A 19,681-nucleotide genomic window follows, 5' to 3' on the forward strand; every position below is an offset into this window, starting at 1 on the left:
TTTCCAACTTAATCTCAATTAATTTTATTTGCCCGTGCATTTCTTCTGGCCGCTCCTTTATTCACCGCTTTTTTAATCGCATTCTCGCTATCACTATTCGTGCTTTCACTCATCGCATTCTGAATTAATTTTGCTTGCTGCGGAATGGTAGGATTGCGGAAAAGTTCAATCAATGAAAAGACTGTATTGAATTCTTTTTGCATTTTTTCATGCAACAAAACAATTTCGATGGAGTTACCTCCCGCTTCAAAAATGCTGACATGGTACGGGATATTCTCTTTTTTCAGCACTTCACACCAAATGCGATAAATATCTAATTCTAATTGGTTATTAAGTGTAAACACCTCGTTTGTTGCCGCTTTCTGAGGTTGAATCTCTTTTAATTTGACCATGTTTACCTTTCCATTTTCCATTAGAGGAATAGAAGGCACCAGGGTAATATCTTTAGGACTCATATAATCCGGAAGCATTTTAGCAAGGAAATCTCTAATAGATTTTTCATTTACCTGTGTCCCGAAATTTGGTGATTCTTTTACATTTTGCTTTGCTGAAAAATTAGGGTTAACAGCATACAGCATATACGTATTATCTTCATTTTGTGTAGTGGCATCACTCATTACCAACTCATCAACAGTAAGATCATATCCTTTTTCCTGAAGTAAACTTACAATGCTGTTCAAATTACTGTCTCCATCCACTTCTACTGCAAGCTGATGTATCATTGGCCAATGTTCAGCTCTAATACCTTCTAATACGAGGCATTCACTCTTTTCGGCATCCACTTTTAATAAATCAATTGATTGTATAGTAAGATCATCAATTACATCTGAAATTGTGGTTAGCTGACATTCTACTTCTTCCGTTTGGTATAAGGAAGCTATATATTGTTTGTACTCATCAGACAATCCGTTTGATTCTTCGATGTTGTTGTAAAAAGATTGTACAATTTTGTTTTCTTCGCCTGATAATTTTGCATCGTCTGAAGAGGATTCTTTATTATGCTCAATATATTTTCCTACAGCATCAACAATGGTGTCTTTGTCTGCAAATCTGCCGGACAAACCGGACATCTCAGGATAATAGTTAAATACTACACTTTCTTTTTTATTAGAAACACCATAATTCAGAATGCGTCCTCTGATCTGACGGTGTTCAAAGTTTTGTTTTAAAGCCGAAAAAATCTGCGGAATTGGTTCAAATGCAATAATTGATGCGGTCGGCTGTCTTTGATTTACATCAATACAAAATCCCCCGATATTGGAACCTACGTCGAAAACCAAACCGTTTTCGGGTATTGCTATACCGTGTTTAAAATAGATCCCATCCTCGAATATTTCAGTGTACAACATAGCCAACTGACGGTCGGACTGGTGATACACTAAACTACCATCAGGAAAGTGAAAGGATTTAGCTTGTTTCTCTACAGGAAGTTCTTTGTAATCTCCGTATATAATGTCTTCTTTAACAACATATGCTGATAAATGAGTGGCATTATTTTCTGTTATTGCTATTACCTTACAGTCTTTAACTCCCGGTAATTTAGAAACTACACTTTCTATATCTCCTGTTTCAACACGATAACCATTAACTTTAACCTGATTGTCTTTTCTGCCAATGTACTCAAATGTGCCATTGGCTGTCAATTTCATTAAATCACCAGTTTTATAGAATCGACTGTTTCCAAATAAAGGATTAGCTACTTCTTTGAAACTCTTATCGGTAAGCTCACTATTATTGTAATAGCCCTTTGCTACTCCTGCTCCTCCTATGTACAGTTCACCCACTACACCTACGGGAACTTGTTGTTCGAACTCGTTTAACAGTAATAAATTTGTATTGTGTATCGGGTAACCAATTTTAAAATCATTTTGATTAATGGCTCTCCAGGCTGACCAGACCGTAGTTTCTGTAGGGCCATACATATTATACAACTTACAAGTAGGAAGAACACTCAGACCATTAATTAAATCCTGATTTAAGGGCTCTCCACCTATAAACCAATGCTGAACTGAGGATAATTCTCTGGTTTTAATTTGGTTGTATAAATCAATAGTAAGTTTAGATTGCGAAGGTGTCATCTGAACGTGAGTTACCTTGTACTTGTCAATCAGGTCTAATTCTGTTTTCGGATTATCAGTATCAAATAATTTTGCAAGTTCTACTTGGGAATGATACAAATTTTTAGTCTCCAGAATTCTTTCTAATCCCGCTAGTACTTTTTCATTTTCAACACCAAAATCAACTAAACAGGCTACTTCTGTGACACCAATATTTTGAATATCATAAAGCATTTTTTGGCAAGATTCCGGAGAACCCAGTAAAGTATTATTTTTGCTGAATTTTTTATAAGCAAGGTCGATTACTTCGCTTGTCTGCGTGTTTAAATCCAGCCCCAGTTCTTTGGCCAAGGGCTCCATTAATTTAAGAGAAGATTCCAAATAGGATTTAAACGGTTTTTCGCTAATGCTTAAAGCAGTCTGTTCAGATGAGTCGATATAAGTATGAATCATCAACGTAACTTTTTTATCGGCTATATTAAATCCGTTTTCTGTTAGCGCCTGATGGTAGGTTTTAATATTTTCTTCCAGTTGTTCTACAGATTGCCCTAGTACGTGCGTAAGAACATTGGCTCCAATTTCTCCGGCATATTTAAAAGTTTCCGGACTTCCCGCTGCAGTAACCCAAACAGGTAATTCTTCTTGTATAGGTTTAGGTCTTACTTTTATTGTAAAATCTTTGCCAACTCCATTTTCGCGTACAATTGGCTCTCCCTTCCAAAGTTTTTTAAGTTCCGTAATTCTTTCCCGCATTTCTTTATGGCGATTAGTGTAATCGGAATTTGGAAAAACAAAATCATTAGGATGCCATCCTGAAGCGATACTAAGTCCAACACGACCATTACTTAGGTTGTCTACTATTGACCATTCTTCGGCAACACGAATTGGATCTTGTAACGGTAGCACCACACTTCCTGATCTAATACTAATATTCTTTGTGAGTACCGCTAACGCAGCACTTATTACAGACGGATTAGGAAATGACCCTCCAAATTCACCAAAATGACGCTCAGGTGTCCATATGGCTGTGAAGTCATTTTTGTCAATAAATTTTGCCGTTTCTAATAATAAATCATATTTCTGATCTTCCTTATTATCAGCCCCAAAAAACATAATACTAAAATCAATGTTCTTGGCAGGAACTAACCTTTCATGTGATAATAACTTAAAAGGATTGGATTGTTGTAAAACAATAGAATGACCTCTCGAAATGGTCCAGATAAGTTCTAAAACAGAAATATCGAAATTTATACTCGTTTGAGCCAGCCATTTTTGAGGGTCTTCGCTACCAAAAGAACGATCTAAACTATATAGTAAATTGTTTAAGTTTCCCTGACTTACTTCAATACCTTTAGGTTTTCCGGTAGTTCCGGAAGTAAAGATAATATAGGCACTATCGTCATCAGAATAAGCTACTGTTGACAATTGCTCGGAAGATTGGTAATCCAGATTGTCAACATAAGCAAAATGCTCTTTTGTTAGCTTATTCAGGTATAATTCTTTCAAAGCCTTTAGAGTCACAATACTTTTAAGTTGTACATCTTCTATTATCTGATTTATTCTTTCTGAAGAATAAGCAGGATCAAGAGGTATATAACAAGCACCTAATTTAAAACAGGCAAAAATTGCAGCTACCATTTCTACATTTCGCACTAAACAAATTCCGACCTTATCTCCTTTTTGTACTCCCTGATCAGTTAATAAATGAGCAATCGCCGCTACTTTCTCTCCCAGTTCTTGGTAAGTATATACAACATCATTACAGATAACTGCTGTCTTGTCCGGTGTATTTTTTACCTGATATTCAAATGAATTAATTGCGTTTTCAGCATTTTTAAAATCTAATTCTTCTCCTTTTAGGTGTTTATATATTTCAATGGTCTCTTTTTGACCAATCATATTTGCTTTAAAAATATTCTCATCCGGATTACTAATCAATGAAACCAGCAAAGTATTAAATTGATCTGCCATACCCGCAATAGTATGATCTTCAAAAAGATCTGTATTGTATTCCCAGGAAAGAGTCAATCCCTCGGCAGTTTCGGTAACATTTAAACTCAGGTCATATTTAGCACTAATGGTACTTTTAAAAGTAACAGGCTCCATACCTAAGTCTGTTAAAGAAAGATCTTCTTGTTCATTATTATGAAGTGCCAATAAAACCTGAAACAAAGGGTTATGACTCAGATTTCTTTTTACTCCTAATTCCTGAACCAATTTTTCAAAAGGCATTTGTTGGTACTCGTAGGCTTCTTCCAACATCTTTTTGCTCTGTCTTATCAATTCTCTCAAACTCGGTTTTTTTGACAAATCACTTCTCAATACAAGAAGATTCATAAAAAACCCAACTAAATCAGCCGTTTCTGCCTTCTCACGATTGGCTATCGGACTACCAACAACGATATCTGTTTCGTTGCTGTATCGGGCCAATAGACTGCTAAAAACAGCATGAACTCCCATAAACAGGGTAGCCATTTCTGATTGGCATAAATCATATAATCCTTTAAGCGTATTTTTATCAATAACTGAATTATGAATATTTCCATTAAAGCTTTGTGCCAATGGTCTTACTTTATCTAATGGTAAACTATGAAGCACCGGCAGATCAGACAATTGGTTTTTCCAATACGTGGTCTGATTCTCCAAAATTTCTCCTTTAAACCATTGTCGTTGCCAATAAGCATAATCAGAATACTGAATATCTAGTTCCGCTAATGGGTTGCGCTCTTCTTTTAAATAGCTATTATAAAGAACATTAAATTCCTTAACAAGAATTCCCATAGACCAACCATCTGATGCAATATGATGCATCGTAACGATCAGAATATGCTCTTCACTATCTATTTTGAGTAATCGAATACTTAACAGCAAATCCTTGGACAGATCAAAAATTTTAAATGTTTCCTGTTCTACTATTTCTTCAATACGTTGATTTCTGTTTTCAGGAGTAGTATTCAGTTCTTCTACTGTAACCTTATAATTCTCTACGATTTGAACCTTCTGAACAGGTTCACCGGATTCATCAACAAAAAAATGACTGCGTAAACTTTCATGTCTTTGAAAAATGGTAGCAAAAGTTTGATTTAATGCCTCGTAATTGATCTTACCCGTCAATTTAAAAGTCGAGGTAAGATTATAATGCGAACTACCATTATTGATCTTGTCCAGAAGCCATAAACCTTGTTGCGAAAAAGAAAGCGGAAGCGATACACTTTTGTCAACTTTCTGTATTGTAGTTGCTTTACGGCCTTGATTTTGGATTAAAGAAATAATCCCTTCTTTATTCTCTCTTAAAAACTGCTTTTCGTCATCATTTAAGATGCTTAAATCACCCTTTACCAAAAGTTTATCCTGGGAAATTTCAAAATTTATCCCTTGTTGAATTAATTTTGCTAATCTCTGTTTCAAATCTAAATTTCCCATACTTCTAAATTCTCGTTGTTTATTAATTCTTTAGTTCTGTTTGTAGTTATAGCCTCTGCGAATGCTACTTCGTTTTCAATCAACTTGCTTAATTCTTCTATACTTTGTTGCGCTAAAACATTTTTAATTTGTAATTCTATTTCAAATGCTTGATTTATTTTGTACAACATCTTTGTAATCTTGAGTGAGTGTCCTCCCAATTCAAAGAAATTATCGGTTATCCCAATCTTGTCAATTCCCAATACTTCTTGCCAGATTATCACTAAGCTTTCTTCGATCTTGTTTCTTGGGGCTACATATTCTTTTCTTATAATATCATCACTTGATATATCGGGTAGTGCTTTTCTGTCTATTTTTCCATTGGGGGTTAACGGTAATTCGTTTAGCACAACATAAAAACCCGGAATCATATAATCGGGCAGTCTCTTTTGCAGAAAACTGCGCAATTGTGTTTTATCTGTTTCAGCAGTCGAAACCAAATAAGCAACCAGCACTTTCTCCTGATCGTTTTCCTTTACTTCTACCACTACTTGTTTTAAATCTTCTGAATAGTTCAGAATCGCGTTTTCTATTTCTCCAAGCTCAATTCTGTATCCGCGAATCTTTACCTGATGATCTTTCCTGCCCAAAAATTCAATGTTTCCATCGTCCAGCCAGCAACCTAAATCTCCGGTATCGTACATCTTTTCTCCTTCTTCCAATGGATTTGCTACGAATTTCTCTAACGTAAGTTGCGGCTTCCCTAAGTATCCTCTGGCTAAGCCTGTTCCCGATACATATATTTTTCCCGCAACTCCTATGGGTACAGGTTGCAAAGCATCATCTAAAATGTAAATTTTGGTATTTGAGATTGGTTTGCCAATTGGAATAACGGTCTTGTCAGAATCATTTTTAACCACCTTGTAAATTGATACACAAACGGCACATTCTGTAGGCCCATAGGCATTATAATAATCGATTCCCGCATTGGTAACTGCTATTGCTTTGCCTGGATTTGCAGATTCTCCGGCTGTAATAACACATCTCAATCCGGAGATATCATCCTCAGACAATAATCCTAAATAACTTGGAGGAAAAGTAACTACAGTGGCTTTTGTTTCTTTTAAGAAGCTTTCAAACAGATTCTTATCTTTTACTACTTCTTCAGTAGGAATACATAATGTAGCCCCACTATACAAACACATCATAATCTCAGATATAGACGCATCAAACGCTACAGAAGCAAACCAGACCACATTATCCTTTTCAGTAATTTCGAAGGTTTTTATCTGATCTAAAGTCATATTTACATTACTGCTATGCTCTACCATTACCCCTTTCGGATTACCTGTAGAACCGGAAGTATAAATTACATAAGCTAAATCTTTGGATGAAAAGACTGCGTTGATGTTGTCATTGCTATTAACACCAAAGTCCAGGGATTTTATAACTATAGTATCGCAATTATCAATAGCTAATGTGTTGTTGTCGCTAATTAATAATTTTAAACAACTGTCTTGTATCAAATAATCAATTCTTTCCTGAGGATAATTAGTATCTATAGGGAGGTATACTGCGCCTAACTTTAAAATTGCCAATAACGAAATGATTCCGATATCTGATTTAGGCAGAAAAACGCCTATTATATCACCGTTATTGATAATGTGTCTGGAAGAAATATAATTAGCTAATTGATTCGTTTTTTCATTTAGCTCTTTATACGTTAATTTTGAATCTTTAAATATAATAGCGGTAGAATTTGGAGTTTTCTCTACTTGCTCTTCAAATAAGTTTATTATTGTTTTTTCTGTGGGAAAAAAGGCGTCTGTATTATTAAAACTTACTAGTAGTTGATGTTTCTCTTTTTCAGAGAGTAAGGAGTATTCCGATAAGTTCGATCCTAAGCTCTTCTCTAAATTGATTATAAACTCTTTAAAACGCCGGACTAAACATTCTGCGATTGTTTTGCTTATAAAACCTTCTAAATAAGAAACCTGAATTTCGATATCCTTACTTTCATTTATATTTACAGTAAACAAAACACCATTGCAATCTGCCTTAGCGTCAGAATTTATATGTAAAGCATAATTAGATAATCTATTTAAATCAGCAATACCTGTTTTATCAGGATCGTAATCAGAATATTGCAACGTCTCTAAAATCTCCTCTTTTACTTTTTGAAGATAGTCCTTAAACGATATTTCTAAATCTACAGGAAATGACAGCAATAAAGGATTAAATTGATCTTTGTAGTTTGATACCACACCACCATCAAAATCATTGATGATTTTTTTTAACAGAAACGAATAAATAGCACTTATGACCGTATATTGAGCTATTATATTATTATTTGTAAGTTTAAAAAAATAGTTTAATTCCTGAGCCTCAATAGTTACACAAATTAGACTATTCTGTCCATTCATTAATTCCGGAGCACTTTCCCTATTTAAAACTTTCTTTCTCCAGTATTTTGAAGCTAAACTAAAATTATCTGACTCAATACTTTTATACATAGTTTCACATATTATTTAGAATACAATCACATTTTACTTTAATTATCTTATTAGTGGCTGTCTGGCTACTTTAGATTACTCATTTATAAGTATTCCGTAAACAATGACAGCCGCTTGTTGAAAAATTTAATGCTCATTTTTATCATGATTTGCATTAACATTTCGTACGAAAATAGAAGTAACATCCATCTAAAAATTACGGGCTTTTAACATAAAAATTACGGACTTTGCAACTATATGCCGGAAAACCAAGACTTATCAGCCTATAAAACTTAGTAATCAATAATAAACTTGAGTTAAAAATCACCTTAAGCGCGTAAAACATACGTTTTTTCATACAGACCTTTTATACAGTAACTGCTGTGCACATTGTATCTTCTTTTCTTTTTCAGAAAACGTTTGCGCTTTAGTACTTACATTTTTTCAACAGTAAAATTTGATTAAACTTTTTCAAAAACACGTATAATTACCTGCTATCATTTATTTTACATTTAATATTTTTGGATTTCAAATACAAAAAACCTCTTTAGCAGCTTGTTAAAGTATTACAAAAATTGCTAAAAAAACCTGCGATATTGCTAAGACATTAGCAATTGACTCCACTTAAATATTAATTTTAATTAAATACAAATGAGTACACAAGCACATGAGAGGATTGCATCTGCAACAGATCATCCGGTAGTACAGGACATTGCTGCAAAAGTGAAAGCAGGAAAGTCGTTTAGAGAAATTGTTGAACACTTCAACATTTCACCTGAAAAGGAATCAGAGCTTTATGAGTATAAAGCTAGAATTTCAGAAGGCCTAAGAGATGGTATTCCATTGGCTGATGTAATCGATCAGACTTTTAGTGATCCTAAAATTAAGGCAGAAATCCACAAAGCGATTGCTCTTGCCAAAGACAGAATTAAAAGCTAAAAACATCTAACGATGTAAGTTAGCTTGCAATTTTTGTTACAAAAGGTATACCATCTTCATTACTGAAATGGTATACCTATTTTCTTAAAATTTCCCTGAACCTATCTATCTTGACCACTTATGATTAAAGCTGCTGATTATATCATTGAGGCATTTAAAATGTATTTTGTATTGTCAACATTAGACGAAATAAACACTCCAATACATGTTAGAATTAGTGAACAAACAAAATTAAATCCCCATGGCCTTGCGGTACAACATGGAAACAAACAATTACTCTATTCTGAATTAGAGCAACAATCAAATAGCATAGCCAATACATTAATTGGCCTTGGCTTAAAAAAAGAAGACTGCATTGGTATTCATTTAACCGAATCTGTATTATTGCCTATCGTAACATTAGGCATTTTAAAAGCAGGTTGCACCTATGTACCCCTGGCGGTTGATTTACCTAAAAGCAGACTCCAATCTATCATTGAAAATGCAGAAATAAGTCTGGTTTTTACAAATGTATCCGACAATCAGCTTGATCATTTTGACGGTCTGGCCGTAATCGTTTTAGATGAAAGTCTTTCTACGATAAAAAATCCGGACATTAGTTTACCTGAAATAGAAATTACCCCAAATCACGCAGCTTATATTATTTACACCTCCGGTTCAACCGGAGATCCTAAAGGCGTTGTGGTAGAACACAAAAGCCTTATGCATTATCTGGACTGGTATCTTGACGATCTGCAAAGTCAGACTAATATAAACCTGCCCCTTACCTCGTCTATTAGTTTTGCTGCAGGAGTAACACAGCTTTTCTCGGCGCTGCTCCTTGGTAAAACACTACATATTATAAACAGGTCGACTGTTAAAAGTCCATCTGAATTACTGGATTGGTATGCTCAAAACCCTAATTTTGGCCTATACTGTGTACCCACTCTTTGGGAAGAAGTAATGAATTATGTCGAAAGCCTGGATACTCCTCCTGTAGAGGCTCCTAAATGCCTTTATTTGTCGGGTGAAGCGCTTTCGAAATCATTAGCTGACAGGACCTTTAAAAAATGGCCTGAAATTAGTATTTGGAATCTATATGGTCCAACAGAAGCAACAGCAAATGTAAGCTATTACGAAGTACAAAACGGAAAAGAAATATTCTTAGGAAAACCCATTCGTGGGGCCAAAATCATTATCCTTGATGAAGAGCTTAATCCTGTACCAAAGGGTGAAGAAGGCTTTATTTATGTGGCAAGCCTTGCATTGGCCCGCTCCTACAAAAACAAGGAAGAACTAACCCAAAAAAGTTTTATAAAAAAACATCAGGTTAACGGTTATGAGGGTTTTGCCATTTATAATACCGGAGACCTTGGTAAATTTGACGCTAATAATGAATTGGTTTTTCTGGGAAGAAAAGACCAACAGGTAAAAATAAGAGGCTACCGTATTGAACTTTCAGAAGTAGAAAAGTGTCTGGCTGACCTTGACGGCATACGTCAGGTAGTTTGCAAAGAAACCCTTACTACTGCCGGAAAAAACCAAATTACCGCATTTATTGTTGCTACCAATCAAGAACTGACAGTAAACACCCTAAGATCTCAACTATCTGAATACCTTCCGGATTATATGATTCCTGAAAGCTTTGTCTTTTTGGAGCAGATGCCAAAACTGGCAAACGGAAAAATTAACAGGAAGTTATTAGAACTCAATGACACGCAGCAGCGCCCAAATATGTCTTATGATAAGGTTGAAGCCTTAAACCAAAAAGAAGCAACCATGCTCCGTATATGGGAAGATGTTTTAGACATAAAAGGACTTGGCATGAAAGATGATTTTTTTGACCTTGGCGGGAATTCATTAAAAATAATCAAGCTTGTCAATACGGTAAATTCCTTATTTACAAACAAGATAGCCTTTAGCGAGGTATGGCACAATACCACCCCGCTAAGCTTATTAACCGCCATAGAAAATAAAATACCGACTATCCTGACAGAACCGGAGACCATGATTAAAAATCAGGGAACAAAAAAGACTGTTCCATTGACTTTTAACCAAACCGGCATGTGGTTTATTTTGCAATCAAGACCGGATCAAACAGCTTATAATATGTTGTTTACCATAAGCCTGGAGGGCAATGTAACACAACCAAATATTAAAAAAGCATTGGAGCTCACGATCAAAAAACACGATGTATTGCATTCGCGCTTTAAAATTGAAAACAACAGCCCTATAAGAGAAATTCTTGATACTTATACCATAGATTTCTCAGCAGCTGATTTTTCAGGCCTGTCAAAAGAAGCGCAAGCAGATAAGGAAGCTACTCTAAATGATGATTTATTAAGCAGGAATATCAACCTTTCTGAAGATCATTTAATTAGTTTCAGGCTCGTTAAATACAGTGACAAAAAACATACGCTTTTTGTTCAGGTACATCATATTGTTTTCGACGGCGTTTCAATCAATCTTTTTGCGACAGATTTTTACAATGCTTATAATACTATCGTTGCGCAACAAAATCCTGAAGACAGTACTGCATTTCAATTAGAGTATTCCTACAGTGATTATGAGCAATGGCTTAAGAAAAATTACTTTAATGGCAGCTTTTCACAATCAGAGGAATTTTGGAAAAAGAAACTCGAAAACGGCAATTATTTCCTGAATTTCCCCATTGATACGGTACGTCCAAAAATACAGAGTTATGAGGGTAAAAATAAAGAACTGCTTATTGAAGGTGCGCTATTACACAAATTAGAAGCGTTTAATAAAAAACATAAACTCACTTCTTTTATCACACTGTTAGCTGTTTTAAAAACAATATTACACCGATACACAAATGAAGATGATATTCTTGTAGGGGTTCCATTTGCCAATAGGACAAATAAAGGGACGGACGCGATCATCGGATTATTTGTAAACACTGTAGTATTCCGTACCCAGTTTACTTCAGAAATGACGTTTATTGACCTAATACAGGCTATAAAGAATTATACCTTCGAGGCAATAGAGCATCAAAGCTATCCATTTGAAAAGGTAGTTGAAAAACTTAATCCGGAAAGAAGTATCAGTTACAATCCGTTGTTTCAGGTCATGTTTGCTTATCACGAAAGGCTAAAAGATTTTACTGCCAACGATGGAACTATCCTTCAGGTAAATGAAATTCAAAACCAGTCCAGCAAGTTTGATCTTGATATTGAAGCACAGGAAACTAAAGAATCAATTGTCATTAATTTCAATTACAATGCTTCTTTATTTGAAGCCTTTACGGTTGACAGTATTATGGCACAGTTTCTCTATTTACTCGAGGAAGCCATTACAGTACCCGAAAGCTCCATTACCGATTATTCGTTAGAAAAGCCGGAAATACTGCAAGATAAACTCACTAGTTGGAATGCTACTACCTGTAACTATGATTCTGCCTGCACACACCGTTATTTAGAATTTTACGCTGCCAATACACCTTCAGCCATTGCTATACAGACAGATCATAGCCAACTCACCTATGCGCAACTAAATGAAAAAGCAAACCAACTTGCCTATTATCTACTCGAAAAAGGGGTACAACCTGATGATGTAATTGGTATCATAACAGAGCGCTCTATAGAAATGATGATCGCTGTTTTTGCCATTCTAAAAGCTGGCGGAGCTTACCTGCCTATAGATCCCGCAGCTCCTTTAGAGCGAATAAAATATATGGTTGCAGACAGTTCGCTGTCCTTAATCCTTACCAAAAAACAATATGCAACCCAATTCGATTTAAATACCGAATTCGTATTAATTGACGAAGACAGCAGTTACAATACACAACCCGTTGAAAATCCTGTTACAAGTGTAAGACCTTACCATTTAGCTTATGTAATTTACACCTCAGGCTCCACAGGAAACCCTAAGGGTGTCATGATAGAACATCATTCGCTTATCAACCGTATTGCCTGGATGCAAAAATCATATCCGCTTAGTGAGCAGGATGTTATTATGCAGAAAACACCCTATACTTTTGATGTATCGGTATGGGAACTTTTCTGGTGGTCGTTTGCCGGAGCTAAAGTACATTTATTAGAAGTTGGAGGCGAAAAAAATCCGGAAGCTATTATCAAAACCATAAAGGAGAAAAATATAAGCACACTTCATTTTGTACCCTCCCTATTCCATATCTTTTTAGAATACACAGAGGAGCAGAAGATTAATCTTTCTACTTTTAAAAGTCTCAAAAAGATTTTTACAAGTGGCGAAGCCCTGGAAAAACATCATGTCGAGAAGTTTTATAATAACGCGGGCAATGACACTACGACGCAACTAATCAATCTTTACGGACCAACAGAAGCCACTATAGATGTCTCTTATTTTGACTGTAGCCAGACAGCCAACTATAGCAAAGTTCCTATCGGCAAACCAATAGATAATACAAAACTGTATATACTGGACGGTAATAATCAACCTTTACCGGAACGCATTCCGGGAGAGTTATACATTGCGGGATCAGGGTTAGCAAGAGGTTATTTAAACAACCCCAAACTTACTGCTGAAAAATTTATCCATGCTGAATTCAATCAGACCAGAATGTATAAAACAGGTGATCTGGCCCGATGGCTGCCCGATGGTAACATTGAGTTTTTAGGCAGGATAGATCATCAGGTTAAAATCAGAGGGTTTAGAATTGAATTGGGCGAAATTGAAAATTGCCTCAACAAACATCCGAATGTAGAAACCGCGGTAGCCGTTACAAAAGAGATTGGCTACAACGATACACGAATTATAGCTTATTGTATTCTTAGAGAGGAGTCGGTTAGTACAGATTTTAAATCGCATTTGCGTGCCTTTTTACCCGAGTACATGATTCCTTCTGCCTTTGTAATAGTAGAACAAATTCCGCTTCTTTCTAATGGTAAACTGGACATAAAATCGTTACCGGAACCTTTTGCAGGCAAATCTCAGGTGATTGGTACCAGAGAGTACAACAATCAATACGAACGTGGCCTGGCTAAAATATGGGCAACGCTTTTACAGCATGATGCCTTTTTACTGGATGATAATTTTTATGATGTAGGCGGCTATTCCTTCCTGCTCATAAAAATGAAAAGTATAATTGATACTGAATTTAAAACAGATGTCAGAATCGTAGATCTGTTTCAATATTCAACCATCAGATCATTGGCAGAGATTATAGCTACCGAAAAAACATTAAATCAAAAATCGAGCATATCAAACCGTGCACAACTACAACGAAAATTAATTCTAAAATTAAAAGATAAGAAATCATGAGCGAAAACAACATGTCAGATAACAGCCATAAAATTGCCATAATAGGCATGTCCTGCCGCTTACCGGGAGCGGATAATATTGATCAGTTTTGGAGTAACCTGATTAATGGTAAAGAATCTTTTAGTGAATTTACCGATCAGGAATTGCGTGATTCCGGTGTAGACGAATCACTAATCAACTCTCCTAATTACATCCGCAGGAGAGGAATAATTAATGGTGCCGAATATTTTGATGCTACATTTTTCGGAATTACCCCAAGAGATGCTGAAATTATGGACCCTCAGCACCGTATTTTTCTGGAATGCGCCTGGCACGCACTCGAAGATGCTGCTTACAATCCGGAAAAATCAAAAGCCCGTATCGGTGTTTTTGGAGGAACCGGAGTTAACTGGCATTTAAACAGTACTACTAATAATCCTGAAGTAGTTAAATATGCAAGTGGTACCTCAATTGTAACCGGAAATGATAAAGATTACGTAGCGACACGTGTATCGTATAAACTGAATTTAAAAGGCCCGAGTCTTACCGTTCAATGTGCCTGTTCTACCTCTATGGCAGCAGTAATTATGGGAGTTAACAGTTTACTGAATTATCAGAGTGATATGGTACTTGCCGGTGGTGCTACAATAGAGTTGCCGGAACGCAGGGGTTATTTGTATCAGGAAGGTGGTCTGGAATCTTCAGACGGTCGTTGCAGAACCTTTGACAAAGACGCTGATGGAACTGTTTTTAGCCGTGGTGCCGGAGTTGTGCTGTTAAAACGTTATGACGAGGCCGTAAAAGATGGCGATCATATTTATGCGGTTATATTAGGCAGCGCACTAAACAATGACGGTAATGAAAAAGTTGGCTTTACGGCTCCAAGTATCGAAGGACAGGTAGATGTGGCTCTTGAAGCAATGGAGTTGGCAGATATTAGTGCTGATTCTATTAGTTATGTTGAGGCACATGGTACTGCAACAGCTCTGGGTGACCCTATTGAGGTAACAGCTCTGTCAAAAGTATTCCGGTCGTATACTGATCGCAAGCAATTTTGCGGCATCGGATCTGTAAAGACCAATATCGGTCATACCGATTCGGCATCGGGTGTTGCGGGCTTAATCAAGACGGCATTGGCACTTTCAAATAAAAAAATTCCCGCTCATTTAAATTTCAATGAGCCAAATCCGAAAATAGATTTTGAATCCAGTCCGTTTTATGTAAATACCGAATTAAAAAACTGGGAACAAACCGGTTATCCGTTACGAGCCATCGTAAATTCATTTGGCGTTGGTGGAACAAATGCCTGTGTAATTTTGGAAGAACCTCCTGTAATTACAAGTCAGCCGGAAATAGAGAAAAGAAAAATACTAGTGCTTTCCGCAAAAACAGAAACAGCATTAGCTACTACCCAGTCTCAATTGCATGATTATATTGTTAAAAATCCTTCCTTAAATGTGGATGATTTAGCATACACTTATCAGGTAGGACGAAAATCATTTAGTCACAGAGGCTTTTTGGTTTATAAAGACCGTGAAGACTTACTGGCAAAATTAAGTACTGAGGGCAGTTTACAAACCGCTACCAGTACGGTAGAAAACAGACCTGTTATTTTTATGTTCCCGGGTCAGGGCAACCAATACCACAATATGGGGCTGCACTTGTATGAGGAAAATAAATTATATAGAGATACCGTAGACTATTGCTGCACTTACCTGAAAGAGGAATTTGGTTTTGATCTGAGGGATTTCTTATTTGCAAAAGATGCCGATAAGGCAAAACAGGCCTTGGAACAAACTTATATTACACAACCGGCCATTTTTGTAACGAGCTATGCGATGGCATTAGTAGTAATGGATAAAGGAGTAAAACCGGAAGCCTTTATAGGTCATAGTGTAGGTGAATATGTTGCCGCCTCTCTTTCGGGAATTATGTCTTTAGAAAACTGCCTTCGTGCTGTAGCGAAACGTGGTGCACTTATCCAGAAACTACCGGGCGGATCTATGCTTGCCGTTTTACAAAACGAAGACAAGATTGTTCCGCATTTGTTTGAAGGGGTTGAAGTAGCCGCTGTAAACAATCCTGACCTTTGTGTAATTGCCGGAACGGATGAAAATATTGACAAACTTGAAGCCATACTTAAAAACAGTGGTTTTTTCAGTAAACGTTTATCCACCTCACATGCCTTTCATTCGGCTATGATGGATCCTTGTTTACCGGAATTTGCCGAAATGTTTGCTGACATTCCGTTGTCTGCTCCGACTATCCCGATTATTTCTACAGTTACCGGAAACTTCCTTACTGATGATGAAGCCAGAAATCCGGAATATTGGGTAAGACATGTTAGAAATGCCGTTCGTTTTACAGATGCTGTAAACAAATGTTTAGAAATGAACCCTACCCTATTTTTAGAAATTGGACCGGGGCAATCACTTGAATCATCTGTTAAAAAACATTTGACCAGAGATTCTGAACACGGAGCCACACGAACCATGACAACTGCAACAGAAACCACAAATCATAATGATTTTCTTGAAGCTGCATTGGGTCAATTATGGCTTATGGATGGTACTATTTCATGGGAAGAGTATTATAAAGATCAAGAAAGAAAACGTGTTGCACTGCCTGTATATCCTTATGAACGCATGGCCTATTCTATTGATTTTTCTAAAGTCAATAAACAACAGACTGAAAAAACAAATGTTCGTTATTCAGACAGCAAAGATTGGTACAGTGTACCGGTTTGGAAACGCTCTGCAGATAGTAAGTATCTTATAAATAATGCTTCCGAAAATCAAACCTGGCTTATTTTTAATGATGAAAATGGTTTAGGCGATAAAATTATTGATGCACTGGTAAAAGAAGGTAAATCTTTCTGTGAGGTAGTTTCGGGAGGTTTTTACAACAAACACAACGGAACCAAATACACCATTGATGTTGCCAACAAAGACCACTACAATTACCTGATGAAGGATCTGTTAGATGATGACATCGAACTAAGTCATATCGTACACCTGTTTAATTACACAGAACAATCAGACATCATAGATATGGAAAAACTGGATGACATAGAAAATGTTTCCTTTTTTAGTCCATTATTTTTACAACAGGCATTGTATGAATCAGGCAAGTTAAAAGAAATTCAGTACACTTTAGTTGCAAATGGTGTTTTTGATGTCATTGGAGATAAAGTATATGCTCCGGAAAAAGCCCTTGCGATAGGCCCATGCCGTGTTCTTATTCAGGAGTTCCCATTAAGCAGATCACGTTTTATAGATGTTGATTTTCAAAGAACAGAAAAAGGCAGCATAAAACTCGCTGAGAACATTATCCGTGAGTCACAAAATACAGCCTATCAAACATTAGTGGCCTACAGAAATAATTACAGATGGATAGAGGGTTATGACCGTATTTCTTTTGAGAAAGAAAATACTCCTCATTACAAAGACGGTGGTATTTACCTGATTACCGGTGGTATAGGCGGTATCGGATTGTTAACAGCTTCTACCATTGCAAAAGAAGTAAAGGCAACCTTTATATTAACCTATAACAGTCCAATTCCTGAAAGAAACGAATGGGACAAATGGCTGGAAGAAAATCCGGGCATTAGTTTTACCAGAGAGAAAATTGAAGGGGTACGCAAACTTGAAGAGATTGGGGCTACCATTATACTAAAACAAGCGAATGTGGCCAATTTAAATGAAATGACCCATCTTCGTAATGAAATTGAAAGCACTGTTGGCTCCATAACCGGTATCATTCACTCTGCCGGAGCTGTAGGTGGTGGTGTAATTCCGTTAAAAAAACCGGAATCAGTACGAGCTGTTTTTGATTCTAAATTTAAAGGAACTATTGTTCTGAATAAGTTATTTGAAAACCAAAATCTGGACTTCTTTCTATTGTATTCCTCTGTTACTTCTATTTTGGGAGAGGGTACGCGTTTGGATTATTGTTCAGCCAATGCCTTTTTAGACAGTTTTTCAACTTATAGAAAACAAATTCGTAACGACTACACCTGCTCTATCAACTGGGCCGGGTGGAAAGGAACCGGAATGGCCGTTCGTTGGGAAAAAGAAAAAGCAGACAAAATGAAAATCAAGGAGGAGTCTACTGCTCCCGAAAAGATCGACAATACGGCAAAAACAATACTGCGTAATTCTAAAGATTTATTAACGTTGGTTAAAACCGAAGGCAGTCAGTCTGTTTATGAAGTAAGCTTTAAACCGGAAAACGACTGGATTATAAACAGCCACTTTATTATCAATCAGCCTACAGTAGTAGGAACCTCGTTTATAGAATTGGCACACCAGTTCAGCAAAATGATTTACCCTGAACTCAATGTAGAATTGAAAAATTTATATTTCATTTCGCCTTTGATGTTTGAAAATGCAAAGGATAAAAAAGTACGTTTTATAGTAGATGAACAATCTAATAAACATAAATTCAGCTTTAAAACACAGCCGCTTGAAAAAGATGCTGATACTGATTTGTGGCACGATCACTTTGTAGGTGAAATGATTCTTTCTGAAAACAGTAATGAACTTATCGACATTGCGGCTACAAAAGAACGACTGAACAAACAGGTAGATACCGGCAAATCTTTCAGAATTGTTTACAATTCGCAAAATATGCCTCTTATTGATTTAGGGGAACGTTGGGATATTGATAACGAAATTCACGTAGGCGACAACGAGTGGTTGGCCAAACTAACACTCCGTCCTGAATTTCATGGAGATACAGACAATTTTGATTTCCACCCTGCCATTATGGATAAAGCAACATCATTTGCCTTACGCTATACTTCAGAGGCTACCTATCTGCCGTTTAGTTACAAAAGCGTAAAACCATTTGAAAAAATTCCGGCCGAAGTTTATGCTTATTCTACATTGTCTAACGGTTCATCAGGTAATGGTGATGCTATTTCTTTAGATATCAAATTAATTGATGCCAATGGAAAAGTACTGATTGACATCAAAGAATACACCATGAAACAGGTTAACAACATGCCAGCGGCGCCTTCCAGAAAACAGGATCGTGACAAAGCTACTGCTGATATTCTGAGCGATACTTTTGATTATATACATCCTGATCAGGGCGAAGAAGTAATCAAACACATTTTACAATGTGAATTCTCTGAGCAACTGATTGTATACCCATGTGATTTTGACTTTATGCTCGAAGACAACCTTCCGGATTTACAAAAACGTGCTGAGAAAGATCAAAAAGCAAAAGAAAACAAATCCTATTATTCCCGTCCGGCATTAAGTACTACTTATGTAGAACCAGCTAATGAAATGGAAAAAACCATTGCTAAAATATGGCAGGACATTTTAGGTATTGATAAAATAGGCCGTTATGATACTTTCACTGATTTAGGTGGTAACTCCTTAGTTGCCATTCAGACAATTGCCAATATGGTCGATGTACTGGAAGTAGATCTTTCCGCTCAGGTATTTTATGATAACCCAACCATTAAAGGAATGGCCGAAGCTGTGGTCGCCTCTATTATGGGAATGGATGATATTGAAAATTTAGAAAGTATAATTGAATCCATGAATCTGGAAAACTAAA

5 protein-coding genes are annotated in these 19,681 nt (G+C 36.4%); 3 read left to right on the forward strand and 2 right to left on the reverse strand.

Annotated elements, in window-relative coordinates; translation table 11 throughout:
* Positions 1 to 14: 14 nt before the first annotated feature.
* Positions 15 to 5,480, reverse strand: a complete 5,466-nt coding sequence (locus G3A47_RS18220; protein ID WP_166924933.1) for a MupA/Atu3671 family FMN-dependent luciferase-like monooxygenase — start codon at positions 5,478 to 5,480, stop codon at positions 15 to 17.
* Positions 5,468 to 7,972 (reverse strand): non-ribosomal peptide synthetase, encoded by a 2,505-nt coding sequence (locus G3A47_RS18225; RefSeq protein ID WP_166924935.1) that lies wholly within the window; start codon positions 7,970 to 7,972, stop codon positions 5,468 to 5,470. Before G3A47_RS18225 ends, G3A47_RS18220 begins: the two co-directional genes overlap by 13 nt.
* Before the next feature lie 630 nt (positions 7,973 to 8,602).
* On the opposite strand from G3A47_RS18225, the gene G3A47_RS18230 reads away from it, so the two are divergent.
* The 3 genes from G3A47_RS18230 to G3A47_RS18240 all read left to right on the forward strand — a co-directional run bounded on the left by G3A47_RS18230 (position 8,603) and on the right by G3A47_RS18240 (position 19,680).
* Positions 8,603 to 8,890, forward strand: coding sequence for a hypothetical protein (locus G3A47_RS18230; protein WP_166924937.1), 288 nt, complete (start codon positions 8,603 to 8,605; stop codon positions 8,888 to 8,890).
* Positions 8,891 to 9,010: 120 nt separating this feature from the next.
* The gene (locus G3A47_RS18235) at positions 9,011 to 14,131 is read left to right on the forward strand and encodes a non-ribosomal peptide synthetase (RefSeq protein WP_166924939.1); all 5,121 of its coding nucleotides are present in this window, start codon (positions 9,011 to 9,013) and stop codon (positions 14,129 to 14,131) included.
* On the forward strand, positions 14,128 to 19,680 hold the full coding sequence (locus G3A47_RS18240) for a type I polyketide synthase (protein ID WP_166924941.1): 5,553 nt from the start codon (positions 14,128 to 14,130) through the stop codon (positions 19,678 to 19,680). Before G3A47_RS18235 ends, G3A47_RS18240 begins: the two co-directional genes overlap by 4 nt.
* Position 19,681: the final 1 nt, after the last annotated feature.

The sequence above is a fragment of the Flavobacterium poyangense genome, from assembly GCF_011751075.1.
In the GTDB taxonomy this organism is placed as follows: domain Bacteria; phylum Bacteroidota; class Bacteroidia; order Flavobacteriales; family Flavobacteriaceae; genus Flavobacterium; species Flavobacterium poyangense.

What these genes read in the sequence shown, in the direction of transcription:
- G3A47_RS18230 (WP_166924937.1), top strand. Translation starts at nt 8,603, where the DNA reads ATGAGTACACAAGCACATGAGAGGATTGCATCTGCAACAGATCATCCG.
- G3A47_RS18235 (WP_166924939.1), top strand. Translation starts at nt 9,011, where the DNA reads ATGATTAAAGCTGCTGATTATATCATTGAGGCATTTAAAATGTATTTT.
- G3A47_RS18225 (WP_166924935.1), bottom strand. Translation starts at nt 7,972, where the DNA reads ATGTATAAAAGTATTGAGTCAGATAATTTTAGTTTAGCTTCAAAATAC.
- G3A47_RS18220 (WP_166924933.1), bottom strand. Translation starts at nt 5,480, where the DNA reads ATGGGAAATTTAGATTTGAAACAGAGATTAGCAAAATTAATTCAACAA.
- G3A47_RS18240 (WP_166924941.1), top strand. Translation starts at nt 14,128, where the DNA reads ATGAGCGAAAACAACATGTCAGATAACAGCCATAAAATTGCCATAATA.